Source organism: Pseudomonas lurida (assembly GCF_013522705.1).
Taxonomy (GTDB): domain Bacteria; phylum Pseudomonadota; class Gammaproteobacteria; order Pseudomonadales; family Pseudomonadaceae; genus Aquipseudomonas; species Aquipseudomonas quebecensis.
Genome location: NZ_JAAMRE010000007.1, coordinates 98804 through 110222, shown reverse-complemented (window position 1 = coordinate 110222; position 11419 = coordinate 98804). Strand labels below are relative to the sequence as shown.

The window sequence follows — 11419 nt, the reverse complement described above, 5'->3', positions numbered from 1 at the left end:
ATCAGCCCGCCAGCGTCACGGTGTAGCCGGTACAGAACGCCGCCTGAGCCTTAGTCGGGGCTAGGTCCTGCCAGCCAACCAGCTCAACCCGAGAAACGCCGGCAACATGTAACTGAGCATCTACACCGGAACGTGCCACTTCAACGCCAAGCCGTTTGCGGGGATTGATCCACGCCGCCAATCGACTTTTCGCCTCGGCTAAACTGGCATCAGCTTCTGGCCCCGCGCTGGTCATGTGCAGGATCGCTTTGATTTGGTAGCGGATCACCTGGGCGCTCTGAACCGTCACCCTATCCCCCACCGGCCGCACATCGTCGTCATTCAGCGCGGTTGCCACCGTGGCGAGCAGCTCCGGTGAAGCCTCCCCCTCCCCGTCCAATCCAAGCACCGTTACCGTCACATAACAAGGCGCCGGGCTTTCGGCCGTGGCATCCGCCACCAGTCCCGAAGCGTTACGCGCATGCAGGATATAGCTGTTGCGCGGGCCGGCCGTGGTCAGCCCCTCATAGGCCAACTGGATGCGCTCTCGGAACGCATCGTCGTCTTCTTTGACTTCTGGTACCGGCGGAAAGGCCAGAAGATCCTCGGCCTGAATGACCAGGCGCTTCAGATTGACGTTGGCACCCAAATGATCAAGGTCACCGCGTATGGCGTGCGCCAGCAATACCGCTTTGCCGGCGTCATTGACTCGGGCGCGGTTGCCGACCTTGATGTAAGCGCCGACCTCAAGCACCTTAAGCACCGGATCGCTCTCCAGCGCAGCAGTCCAGTTGCCGCCCATGTATCCGCGAAAGACGCCCAGCCCCTCCTGAAAAACCTCTTCGAAGTCCAGCGGCTCTAACACGGTCGGCGCCGGTAACGACGACAGATCCACGATACTCATACGGCCACCTCCAGCGTGACGCTGTCGCCCACGTACTGCCCGACGATCTTCAGGTTAATTTGCCCGCTGATAACGGAAATGACGCGCACTTGATCCAGTTTCAAACGCGGCTCCCAGCGACCCAGTGCGCGGGCGACTTCCGCCTGTACGGCGCTTTTCCAGCCATCAGTAACGGGCAAGTCAACAAACCGTCGGAGCTTGCTGCCGTAATCCATCCGATGCCTCCGGCTCCCCAACGGCGTACCCAAAATGTCTGGAACCGATTGTCGCAAGTGCGCGATGCCGGAAATGGGTTGGCCGGTGTGGCGATCCATTCCGATCATCTAAATCACTCCTTTAGCAAGTGGAACTCGGCGTTGGCCTTCAGCAAGCTGACGGCTTGGGCATCGGATGACTGAACCTTTACAACGCCTTTCTCGACCAACAATGTGCGATCAGTTCCGGGAACGATAAGGGTGCGTGACGTGAATACTTGATCGGCGAAGGTCAGTTGCCGATCTGGCACTGGCACAACGACTGCAGGCTCCTCGGTCACAGGGCTTTCTAACTTGGCCATGTCTTCTCCAGGCATAAAAAAACCCGCGATGGGCGGGCTGTAATGAATTGAATTAATGCGTGTGGTGATTGCTGTTGCCACCGGCGTCGATGATCGCACCGGCACTGGTGATGCCTTTCGTGACGTGTAACGCGCCATCGATCATCACCGCTGCTTTCAGATTGATGTTGCCGGTGGTCACGTTCACGGCGCTGTCCGTCACGACCACCTCTGTACTGGCGACTTTGATGGTAACCGTACCGCTCGGAAGGGTGATGCTGTAGCTCTTGGCCTGCCAGTCGTAAATCAGCGATCCTCCATCATCAAAGCGCCATACTTCCACATGGTCCCGGTTATCCGGCGGAGGTCCAGCGTTGCCATACAAGCCCGGAATGAACGTACCCTGTGACACGTCACCGCTGGCACTGACCAATGTCCCCTGCTCGCCCAGAGACGGAGCCCTCCAATGCCTGGCCTTGCCGGCGGCGATGCTGTGCCAACGCACCCAGGCGCTGATCCATTCGCCGTCCGAAACCCGACACATAGGCGGGGAGGCAGCCAGATCGACCGCCACCACAAAGCAATCCTTGACCACCCCCGCAAGCATGCGGTCGTGCTGGGCAGCAACATAGCCGCTCACAAGTCCTCCGCTGGAACAAAGTCCTCTTTGACGTCGTTGTTGAAGCCAAACAACAGCATGCCGGGCGGCTGATCGGGCCAAGGCCACTCTTCAGGGTCGAGGTACACCTGCTGCGTCCATTCCACCAGCCAAACGGTGTAACCGTCCAACACTGGCTGGGTCCAGTCCTGTAGTGCCTGAACGAACTCTGCCGGTTCGACTGCCAGCCCCCAGGTCTGAGCCCGGAGTAGGACCGCAAGTTGGGTAGCCAGCTGCACCGCCTGTTGCTGATGCAGAGGACAGATCGGGTCAACGACGATGCGTGCCTCGAACTTGCAAACCAATGTGGTTTCACCCGTGCCGATATCGGTACCGGGCTCGATCTCGGCCAGCTCCAGAAAGACCGCCGGTAAAGCGATGCGATCCTGAATGTCCGGCCAGGCACTTACCGTCTGAACCCCTGGCAGATGGCTCACCAGGTACTGCTCGACCGCCCGGTAAAGCTGGTCCAGGCTAAAAGATTCGTCAGCCATCACCCGATCCTCTTCAAGTATTTCTGCAGTTCGAAGTTGAGCTCTTGCTTCAGGATCTCCAGCAAGCGTTCATCCGCCTTTTGTACCCAGCTCTCAAAATGCGGACGAGCCTGTTCCAGAGACACCTTGGCTTTGGCTAACGGGAAACGATTGCCATGCTCCGCGACCCATCCAGAACTTGCACCGCGACCAGGTGACACCGTGCTGTCTGGATAGTCATCAGCATTGAAGTGCTTGCTCGCAGTGCGAATCCAAATGTCTGGCTTGTTGCCGTAGACCTTCTTGAGAAATGCACCTTGGTAACGCCGTCCCGCAACCGACACACCGCTGCCGGTTTGCCGCGCCCGGCCGATCCGGCTGGACTCGATGGCATTCAAACCAAACCACAGCTTGCCGCTCGATGCCCCGCCGGACACCGGGTAGCTGCGCAACCGTTGACGCACCGCCGCGACAGCGATGCGCTCCTGTCTGCTGACTGCACGGGCAATATGCGTACGCAACCAGCCCAACGTCTTGTTGATCGCGCGTCGGTGCGCCGTAGCGGCTGCCTTGGGCACCAACTTGGCAAAGTCCTGAAAAGCCTGCAGGTCTGCGGCTGACGACTGGATAGAGATCATCCCGCCGCCGGCCGAGGGTTTGACGTAGCTACCGATGCTCATGGGCGCAACCTCAGGATCAAGGCGACCAGACCGTCGCCGCTCGGCTCCAGCTGCAGCAAGTCGTAATCGCCGCCGCCGTCCAGAGCGGGTAAGTCGATGCTGACCAGAAGCCCGCGTTTCAAGCCTTCCGAATCACTGACGCGGATCTCAAACCGAGGCTCACGCAAGCCGGTATTGAGCTTGCCGAGCTTCGGCTGCAACCAGGGCGCGGCAAACATACCAAGCACCGGCTCTCCCCGGCCCTCGATCCGTGCGCTATCGCCCAGTGTTTCGAAGACCACTTCGTCGATGTCGTCAATCAGATCGCGGAAGGCCACGATCACATCTCCAGCAGGATCTGCGCGCGAGGCCGCGTGCACAGGTGCAGCGGGTTGGACTGGGCTTCCCCGGCGACACCCTTGTTGAAAGGCAGCGGCTCGATCTTGCTGTAGTACGGGATGCCCTGGGTGTTGACAGTTTCCATGTAGTCGGCCGGTGCGAAGGACGAGATGTACAGGTCAGGGACGCCCTCGGGGACCAAAAGTGCCTTGTCGTCGTGGACGAACGCAACGCCGGCAACCTTGCCGCGATAACGCTCCCAGACGATCCCTCCGAACTCAAAGGCTTCACGGGCATCACCACGTAGAGACGCGGCCTGCATGGTGTTGAGGTAAGTCTCTTTGACCGAGTTGTGGACGATCAGCTTGTTCCAGAAGTTCTTACCGCACAAAGCGCGGGAGCCGCTACTGGTGACGCTGCCGAGGGCTTCCTCCTGCATATCCAGCGCTTCGCCGCATTTGACCCGCAGCTCGGTATCTGGACTGTTCAAGCCCATCGGCAGCTTCTGGCGATTAACGCCGAAGGATTTATAAATATCCAACAGGACTGTCTTGCCATCGGCGTCCAGCACCTGTCCGTTCAACGCGCCCATGCGCTGGAATTCGTGGGTGGCATCAAGCTGTCTGCGGGCCTTTGCGAGGCGCTTGTTGACTACATCCTGCACGGCCTGCAGTTCGCTGCGGGTACCGAAGGCTCGAATGCCTTGGATCTCATCGGCCTTGATGGTGAAGCGCTCCGGCAGATGCACGGTGTTGAACGGGATCAACTGACGCTTAGTCGCACCGACCACCAAGCCAGAAGTACCACGTTCACCCGATGGCACCAGGGCCAGGGTGTCGCCGTCTTTCTCGATCTGCACGGTCAGCGTGCTGATGCCCTCTTCGCGGAAAAGGCCAAGGCTGCTGATGCGGCCCGGCAGGTATTCCTGCTCATTGATTGCGGCAGTCAACGAGGAAACGCTGAACGCATCGTCTTCAAAAATGGCGATATCGGCCATGGGGGTACACTCCAGAAACGAAAAATCCCGCACTCGGCGGGATGGATAAATGGGATAAGCGTCTTAGCGCACGATCACGTGCTGGATGTTCAGGGCTTTTTCGGCGGCAGGGTCAAGGCCGGTCAAATGCGCTTCGCTGACCTCAGCCAGCCGCACGATGGCGCGGCCGCGCCGCACCACGTCGGATTCACTCAGCGGCCCGTAGAGGATCGCCACGGCGTTTTCAGTGCCGTCCTCGGCAGTCGCGTGATACGGCGCGAACTCACCAGTGGCAGTGACCAGGCCGAGGATCTGGCCCGGTTCCAGAGCTGGGCCGGCCGCTACGTTGATCGCTTCGCGGGAAATGTTTCCGGCGCCTTCGGACAGCAGAAACTCGCCCGCGTGCATCGATTCAATTTTCATGCTCTTACTCCTTTCGTTCCGTTCTGAACCGCCTGACGGCTGGACCAGATTGCATGGGTGTCGACCTGCTTTGCCTTGACCTTGAATTCAGGATCGTCGTCCAGAGGCAGACTGTTGTTGATTTCAAAGCCACCGCCGCTGCTCACCAGCTTGTCGAACAGGCGCGCCCTGACAGCGCTCTCATCCAGGCCGGCAGTGATGAACTCGCCAGTCAGTTCTGGCAATCGTGCCGCAACACAGAGACCGTGCAGCGCTTTTGCCCTGGTCAGCGCCGCTGTGACTACCGCTTCGCTTTCCAGTTTGGTGGTGGCAAGCAACGGCTCTACCAAATTGCTGATGCCTGCCGCTGCACAACCCTTGGTGACCATCAACGCCAATCCGGCCGCGTCCAGTACGGGAGCTGGATCCGGAAGGTTTACGGGATCAGTCGGCTCGACATTCGGCTCTTCGTCCAACTGAGCCAGCAATTCAGCCGGGGCGTTCTGGAAGCGCTGCAACACGCTGCCCTGCCCGAGGCAGGCTTTCACTTTCAGCCCGTCGCCCACTACATCGGCCAAGCCCCAGGCCACTGCTTCGTTGGCGGTAAGCCACGTTTCGGCGTTGACCATGCGCCGCAGCTCTGCCTCGTCGATGTCAGGCGCTTTGGACTTGTAGGCCGCAATGATCGCTTCCAGTGTCTGGTCCAGCACGTCGGCGACACGCCGGAAGTCCTCGGCATCACCGCCAGTAAAGGTGTAAGGGTTATGAATCATCAGCATGGCATTGGCCGCGATGACCACCCGGTGTGCGCCACATACGGCGACACTGGCCGCGCTGGCCGCCAGCGCATCAATGCGCCCGGTACAGCGTTCGCCCAAGCGCGACAGTGCGTTGTGAATAGCCAGGCCGTCGAACAGGTCGCCGCCGATGCTGTTGAACGCCACAACGACCGGGGAAGCGCCGTCATCCATAGCCCGCAGGTCCTGAACAAACTGATTAGCGCTGACACCCCAAGTGCCGATCTCGCCGTATACAAAGACCTCAATGGTCTGTTGCTCGGCTTCGCCGCTGGCCTGGAAGGTGTACCAACTTTTATCCGCGACTTTTACCTGCTTGCCAGCCTTGTCATAAATGCGCGGGATCGCTTTTTTACTCATGGTTGTTCCTTGTCATCAATCGGCTCGATGGCATCAAGCGTGGTGTAGTTGAGGCCCAGATCGGTGGACCTGGCGAGGTCGGCCGCGTTTTCCGCGTCGATGGTTTCCGCGTCGTAGCCGTTGCGCAGACACATCTCGCTGCGTGAACCGAAGCCTGCCTGCACTTCCATCCGCCGCGCCTGGACGTCCTGCACCGGCTGAATGTAGGCCCAGCCTTGTGGCACCCAGCGTGTGCGCAGGTATTCGCGCCGCCGTTGGGCGTAGTCCTCCAGCACCAGGGCACCGGACAGCACCGCCATGTCCATCCATGCTGCTCGCACCGGGCGACACAGCTGATGCACGTACACGCCGAATTGCAGTTGCTCCAGGCGCCGCCGGAACTCGTTGAGCACCACCCGCAGCGCTCGATCGTTGACCTCGCGCATGTCGCCGGTAAGGATCTCGTAAGGCGTTCCCGAACCCGCCGCCGCAGCCATCAGCTGTTGCCGCATGAAGTCGGGGTAGTTGTTGCCGGCGTCCGGTGGTTTGGAGAACTCGACCTCTTCACCTGGTGCCAGCTCCTGCATGGTGCCGGGCTCCAGGGCCACCATCGGTGTGAAGCCGTCGCGGTCGGTGACTAGCAGTTCTCCTGTCATCGGGTTGCGCGCTTGCGGCCCGGCCTCAGCTGCAGGGCGCTTGATGAAGCCGGCAAACAGGTTCGCCACCTCCTGGCGGAACAACACCGCGTCATCGTAGTTGTCCAGGCTGCGCAGGCGTTTCAGTACCGGCGCCAGACGCGGCACGCCGCGCAGTTGTCCAGGCTCCATCGGTTCGAAGATGTGCAGCACCTGTGTCGCCGGTACACGCACCAGCTGGTTGTAACCGACGTTTAACGACGACGAATCGCGTGGGTGCGACAAGTACATCCAGTACGCCACACGCTTGCCGGCCGGATTGAACTCGATTCCGGCGCGGATGACGTTGCCGTTTTTGGCTGTCTCGAATTTGTCATGTGGGACAAACTCAGGGGCCAGCGCCTGCAGTTGTAGCGGCACCGCCAACCCCTCACTGAGGCTGCGCGGCCGCAACCGCACAAAGCACTCACCGGCCGTTTCAACCGTGCGCGCCACCAGGGACTGCATGCCGTAGAAGTCGGTCAGTTCATCGGCGTCCGCTTCGTCAACCCAGTCGTCCCACAATTGCTGCTGGAGTTTGCGCAGTTCCGCGTCATCCGTGGTCGGCCTGGGGGTGATGCCGGTGCCGATCAGGTTGCTGACGCGCTTGTCGATGACATTGAAGGCGTACGGATCGTTGCGCACCGCCGCCCGTGAACGCGCCCGCAGGTTACGCAGGGCTGGGGTGTTGATGCTGTTGATGCCGTTGTCGGTGGCTTCCCAACTGGCCGAGCGTCGGCCCTCACCCGCGCCTTCGTAACTGGCCTTGATGTTCGACGGCAGCAAGAATCCATTACGGGTCAGCGTCGGATAGTGTCGTGCCATTAGAGTCCTTTGCCTCCATGCATGAGCCGAACCACGCGTGAGCGCGGCCCGGCGGCGTTGGTCAACGACGTGCGGATCTCGTCGCGGGCCTTGAGCAGTTCGTCGATGGAACGGTATTCCACCGTGCGGTCGCTGTAGCGCACGGTCTTTTCACCGCGTGCAATGGCGCGCTCGATGGCTTCGAGGTGCTTCGGAGTAAACGACATATCAGCGTCTCTTCAGGTAACCGCTGGTGGAGCTGCGGCGTTGTGGGGGTGCAGCGGGTCGCGGTTGGGCGACCGGGGCAACGGGTTGCGGCGCCACTTGCGGTTTCGCGGGAGCCTGCTCGGCGACCGTGATACGTTCGGCGGCGACCACCTTTTCATCAAACAAACCGGCCTGGGCCAGCGAGTTCCGTACCCGGTCCCAGTCGTGTTCCTGATACCGGTTGATGCCGAGGTAATGCGCCATCGCCAGGCAATACACCATCAGGTCGAGGGCTTCGTTGCGCTCGGCCTTGCCCTTGATCCACTCGATGCGCTTGTGACCCCGCACGTACTTGGCGACCTTGCGCTCGGCCACGCACTGGGCGAAGAACTCGTCCGGCAGGTCGTTGGCAAAGTGCAGCGCACCTGGGCCGGACTCGAACGGGTAGCGGTTGTAGATCCAGTCCTTTGCGGTGTCGGTACCGACAAACCACAGCTCGGCACCGCCGCGTTCGGTCTGGCCCTTCCAGGTCACATCCACCATGGACGGCCGCTGAGCGATCACCGGCTTACCGGGCTTGCTCGCGCCCTTGATGGCGAAGATGTTGCGCCAGCGCCGCACGCGGCAGAACTGGTAAACCTCGTCGGTGTGGTGACCACCCGAGTCGACGGCAACCGCGAGAATGCCCAGGCCAACACCACAGGGATGCCGGTACCGCTCTTTCAGTAGTTCATCCAGTACAGCCCAGGTGCGTTCGTCCGAGGGGTCGCCCGCGATCACACGGTGATCTATGACCCAGCGCTCCATGCCGACGCCCCAGCCCATTGCCATGAATTCCAGGCGATCAGCCTGCACGTCGACAGCGCCCGTAATCATCATCACGGCGGCGGGCATCGCACCGAGGGAGAACCCTTCCCGCCGTGCGCGCTCGATCAGCACCGATGCCTTGGTCTGCTCTTGCGCGCTGTCCCACACCTTAGCCAGACGGGTGTTGTAGAACACCTGCATGGGCTCAAGGTCGCCTTTGGCCTGGGCTTTTTTCGCCTTCTCGAATTGCTTCGCGAGCGACTTCCAGCCCGTCCAACCCAACGGTGAGTACAGCGCGTTGAGGTGGAAGCCGACCGTCTCGCCATCGCCCTTGGCATGGGCGCGCCACTCACCACGGGCAAGCATGTCGCCCTTGTGGTGCTCCTCGATCAGCACGTCGCAGTCAGGCCCGGCGCACTCGTAATGCACAACGCTGAAGTCCTGGGAGTAATGCAGCCGCTCCCACTCTAGGGTTTGCATGTGCCCGCAGGTCGGACACGGCACGTAGTAGTAACGCTGGTCGCTGCCCTCGAACAGATCGTCAATGCGCGAGGCGCCCTTGATAGTCGGCGAACTGGAGAAGTAGAACTTGGCATTGCGGCCGAAGGTACTGCCCCGCGTTTCCGCCAGTTCGATTGGGTCGCCCTCTTCGCCTACGTCGACTTCCCAGCGGTCAATCTCATCGCCGTACACGTAACGCGCCGACAGCTCGGCCAAGTTGGCCGCAGAGCCGGCGGTGGTGACGTACAGCGAGCCGCCCTCGAACTCCTTGGTGTCCATGGTGTTGCGCGAGTCCCGCAAGCGGCTCGCCGCCACACGCTCGCGCAGCACCGGGGTGGCCTTGATGGTCTTACCGATACGCGAAGACACCCGCTTTGCCAGACCCAGGCTTGGCAGCAGCGTGAGGATGTTCGACGGCACCATGTGGATCAACGCGCCAATCCAGTTCAAGGCGATTTGGGTTTTCATCAGCTGCGAGGCAACCATGGTGACCACACGCTTGCACGGGTGAGCCGGTGACAGGCAACGCATTGGCTCGCGCGCGTAGGGCGTTCGCACGGTGCGATATTTCCCTGGCTCGGCGGCGCCTGTATCACGCGGGATGCGCATGTACTCGTCGGCCCACTCGTCCACCCAGAGGCTGGGGTCTGGACGCAGCCCACGGAAATACGCCTCACGGTACACCTCAGCGCCGTCAGGTTTTTCCGTCTGCATGGGTTAACTCGTAGTGATTAGATCGCGTTCAAGGTCAGCCGAAGACATGCGCTCGGCCTCTTCGAGGGACAGCCGCAGCGCCTTGGTCAGGTGCTGCTCAATCTCCCAAGGGTCGGACATCGCCGCCAGTTCAGGCGCCAGTTGCGGGGGCATGCTGAGCAACTGATCGCGCAGCATGCGTCCGGCGTTGTAGGCCCCGGTGGTGACCGCCTTCATCTCTACCAGCGAGCCCTGCACCTTGTGAAACTCGGCTTCGGCCAGCTGGGCCAGGTAGTACTCGCGGTGTGCGCGGGCCTTCTGGAAGTCGGGTTGCCCGCTCTTCGCGCCAGCAGGCTGCGGCGGCGCAGCCGTGTTAGTCGGCTCGACCACGGGGGACAGTTGGCTGTAAACGTCACGCTGGAGCCGGTCTTTTTGGTGTCGAGCTGCGACAGCGGCCTTGCTGGGGTCGGCGGTTTCGAGGATCAGCGCTTCTGTTGCCAGCACGTCGACCTTCTTGCCATCCGGCGACAGCACCAGGCGATTGTTGTCTTTCAGCCAGGTGATGTAGCTCGGCGTCCTGCCGATGCGAACCGCGAAAGCGCTTTTAGACAGGAACAGTGAATCCGTCATAAGCCCTCCTTTTCAACAGCTTTTCAATGAAACCTTTCAATTTCAATCGATTGAATTTCAGTAAGCTGGCATCCCTGCCGCTAACGCTTTCCCGCGGGTTTCATGCCCCGTGTCCCTCGAATGCCGTCAGGGTCCCCGGCGACTTTCGGCGCACCATTTTGACGCACTCCACTACAGGCCACGTATTCCGTGGCCTCCAGCGCATCATGCCTGACCACTGCCCGAGGGCGGCACATCGCACACGCCCAACCGCTTGGCTGCCCAGCGTTCATACAGCCCGATGGCAACATCGGCGCCGGCCATCGCGGTGAGGCATCCGATGCTCCCTGCCGCCAGGACCGACATGCCCGAAGCGTGCAGCAACATCATGGTGGAAAGCCCGCAGACCACGCAGGCCCCGGATCGAAGGAGCAAGCGGCGAATCAAGGACCAGCCACTTACCCCCGCTTTGTCGGCCCGCCATGCTTCGCCGGATATGCCGCCGACCAGGGACAGCACGATCACCATCCAGATCGGCATATCAATAAGCGCTTGCTGCTCGTTCGTCATCGCCCTACCCCATAAACGCAAAAACCCGGCGCAATGGCCGGGTCTAGTGTGGTGGTGTGTCCCGCTGCTCGCGGTCGCACCTATCGAAGATGACTACTTTTTACAGGTGGATTCCGGTGGCAGCAACCCTGTTTTAATGCCACCCGGTGAATGTCTGGTCTACGCCTAGGCAATGTCGGTGAATATCTTTATTTCGGCTTCCAGCGCCTCCGGCGCTGTCCTACCTGCCCCACTATTCAGAAGGGAGGTAGGACAGCTGGAGCCCGCTGAATTCGGGGCCTTGCCCTACTGCCCTACCTCTTTTAACTTTTTCTCGTGTAAAGAGAGAAAACTAAAAAACGCATGCGCGCCAGCGGCGCGTGATGCGACGCGCTACGCTCATGTGTGCGTCGTGCGATATTAGGTAGGGAGGTAGGACAGGCCACGGAATGCGCGGCCTCCAGCAGTCCTACCTTGCAAACTTGAGGTAGGGCAAGGCCGGACAGTAGGACAG

The 11419-nt window shown here is 60.9% G+C and carries 15 protein-coding genes; all 15 read right to left on the bottom strand.

The features are described 5' to 3' along the window. Position 1 precedes the first annotated feature (1 nt). Positions 2-883, bottom strand: a complete 882-nt coding sequence (locus G7025_RS08600; protein ID WP_181078141.1) for a baseplate assembly protein — start codon at positions 881-883, stop codon at positions 2-4. Continuing rightward, positions 880-1206, bottom strand: a complete 327-nt coding sequence (locus G7025_RS08595; protein WP_181078139.1) for a GPW/gp25 family protein — start codon at positions 1204-1206, stop codon at positions 880-882. Before G7025_RS08595 ends, G7025_RS08600 begins: the two co-directional genes overlap by 4 nt. Positions 1207-1211: 5 nt before the next feature. Continuing rightward, a complete protein-coding gene (locus G7025_RS08590) occupies positions 1212-1439 on the bottom strand; it encodes a hypothetical protein (RefSeq protein WP_181078138.1) in 228 nt (75 codons plus the stop codon). A 52-nt stretch (positions 1440-1491) separates the two neighbouring features. Further along, positions 1492-2025: a phage baseplate assembly protein V gene (locus G7025_RS08585; RefSeq protein WP_181078290.1), complete on the bottom strand. Its 534-nt coding sequence runs from the start codon at positions 2023-2025 to the stop codon at positions 1492-1494. 29 nt (positions 2026-2054) lie between these two features. Beyond that, positions 2055-2570 carry a hypothetical protein gene (locus G7025_RS08580; protein ID WP_181078136.1) on the bottom strand — a complete coding sequence of 172 codons (516 nt, stop codon included), beginning with the start codon at positions 2568-2570 and terminating at the stop codon, positions 2055-2057. Beyond that, positions 2570-3229 (bottom strand): hypothetical protein, encoded by a 660-nt coding sequence (locus G7025_RS08575; protein WP_181078134.1) that lies wholly within the window; start codon positions 3227-3229, stop codon positions 2570-2572. Before G7025_RS08575 ends, G7025_RS08580 begins: the two co-directional genes overlap by 1 nt. Continuing rightward, a complete protein-coding gene (locus G7025_RS08570) occupies positions 3226-3546 on the bottom strand; it encodes a head-tail joining protein (RefSeq protein WP_181078132.1) in 321 nt (106 codons plus the stop codon). The genes G7025_RS08575 and G7025_RS08570 overlap by 4 nt, the downstream gene beginning before the upstream one ends. A gap of 2 nt (positions 3547-3548) precedes the next feature. After that, positions 3549-4544 carry a major capsid protein gene (locus G7025_RS08565; protein ID WP_181078131.1) on the bottom strand — a complete coding sequence of 332 codons (996 nt, stop codon included), beginning with the start codon at positions 4542-4544 and terminating at the stop codon, positions 3549-3551. A gap of 63 nt (positions 4545-4607) precedes the next feature. Next, entirely contained in the window at positions 4608-4946 is a 339-nt protein-coding gene (locus G7025_RS08560; RefSeq protein ID WP_181078129.1) for a head decoration protein, read from the bottom strand. Further along, complete coding sequence (locus G7025_RS08555) at positions 4943-6082, bottom strand: head maturation protease, ClpP-related (RefSeq protein ID WP_181078127.1); 1140 nt, start codon at positions 6080-6082, stop codon at positions 4943-4945. The genes G7025_RS08560 and G7025_RS08555 overlap by 4 nt, the downstream gene beginning before the upstream one ends. Then, the gene (locus tag G7025_RS08550) at positions 6079-7560 is read right to left on the bottom strand and encodes a phage portal protein (RefSeq protein ID WP_181078126.1); all 1482 of its coding nucleotides are present in this window, start codon (positions 7558-7560) and stop codon (positions 6079-6081) included. Before G7025_RS08550 ends, G7025_RS08555 begins: the two co-directional genes overlap by 4 nt. Continuing rightward, entirely contained in the window at positions 7560-7766 is a 207-nt protein-coding gene (locus tag G7025_RS08545; RefSeq protein ID WP_056783432.1) for a phage head-tail joining protein, read from the bottom strand. The genes G7025_RS08550 and G7025_RS08545 overlap by 1 nt, the downstream gene beginning before the upstream one ends. 1 nt (position 7767) lies before the next feature. Then, positions 7768-9768, bottom strand: a complete 2001-nt coding sequence (locus G7025_RS08540; RefSeq protein WP_181078124.1) for a phage terminase large subunit family protein — start codon at positions 9766-9768, stop codon at positions 7768-7770. A 3-nt stretch (positions 9769-9771) separates the two neighbouring features. Continuing rightward, positions 9772-10377: a terminase small subunit gene (locus G7025_RS08535; protein WP_181078123.1), complete on the bottom strand. Its 606-nt coding sequence runs from the start codon at positions 10375-10377 to the stop codon at positions 9772-9774. Between the two features lie 204 nt (positions 10378-10581). Next, the gene (locus G7025_RS08530) at positions 10582-10926 is read right to left on the bottom strand and encodes a phage holin family protein (protein WP_043046669.1); all 345 of its coding nucleotides are present in this window, start codon (positions 10924-10926) and stop codon (positions 10582-10584) included. Positions 10927-11419 lie beyond the last annotated feature (493 nt).

Bases quoted from the DNA above. Each gene is read 5' to 3' on its own strand.
- G7025_RS08600 (WP_181078141.1), bottom strand. From the start codon at position 883: ATGAGTATCGTGGATCTGTCGTCGTTACCGGCGCCGACCGTGTTAGAG.
- G7025_RS08595 (WP_181078139.1), bottom strand. From the start codon at position 1,206: ATGATCGGAATGGATCGCCACACCGGCCAACCCATTTCCGGCATCGCG.
- G7025_RS08590 (WP_181078138.1), bottom strand. From the start codon at position 1,439: ATGGCCAAGTTAGAAAGCCCTGTGACCGAGGAGCCTGCAGTCGTTGTG.
- G7025_RS08585 (WP_181078290.1), bottom strand. From the start codon at position 2,025: ATGCTTGCGGGGGTGGTCAAGGATTGCTTTGTGGTGGCGGTCGATCTG.
- G7025_RS08580 (WP_181078136.1), bottom strand. From the start codon at position 2,570: ATGGCTGACGAATCTTTTAGCCTGGACCAGCTTTACCGGGCGGTCGAG.
- G7025_RS08575 (WP_181078134.1), bottom strand. From the start codon at position 3,229: ATGAGCATCGGTAGCTACGTCAAACCCTCGGCCGGCGGCGGGATGATC.
- G7025_RS08565 (WP_181078131.1), bottom strand. From the start codon at position 4,544: ATGGCCGATATCGCCATTTTTGAAGACGATGCGTTCAGCGTTTCCTCG.
- G7025_RS08560 (WP_181078129.1), bottom strand. From the start codon at position 4,946: ATGAAAATTGAATCGATGCACGCGGGCGAGTTTCTGCTGTCCGAAGGC.
- G7025_RS08555 (WP_181078127.1), bottom strand. From the start codon at position 6,082: ATGAGTAAAAAAGCGATCCCGCGCATTTATGACAAGGCTGGCAAGCAG.
- G7025_RS08550 (WP_181078126.1), bottom strand. From the start codon at position 7,560: ATGGCACGACACTATCCGACGCTGACCCGTAATGGATTCTTGCTGCCG.
- G7025_RS08545 (WP_056783432.1), bottom strand. From the start codon at position 7,766: ATGTCGTTTACTCCGAAGCACCTCGAAGCCATCGAGCGCGCCATTGCA.
- G7025_RS08540 (WP_181078124.1), bottom strand. From the start codon at position 9,768: ATGCAGACGGAAAAACCTGACGGCGCTGAGGTGTACCGTGAGGCGTAT.
- G7025_RS08535 (WP_181078123.1), bottom strand. From the start codon at position 10,377: ATGACGGATTCACTGTTCCTGTCTAAAAGCGCTTTCGCGGTTCGCATC.
- G7025_RS08530 (WP_043046669.1), bottom strand. From the start codon at position 10,926: ATGACGAACGAGCAGCAAGCGCTTATTGATATGCCGATCTGGATGGTG.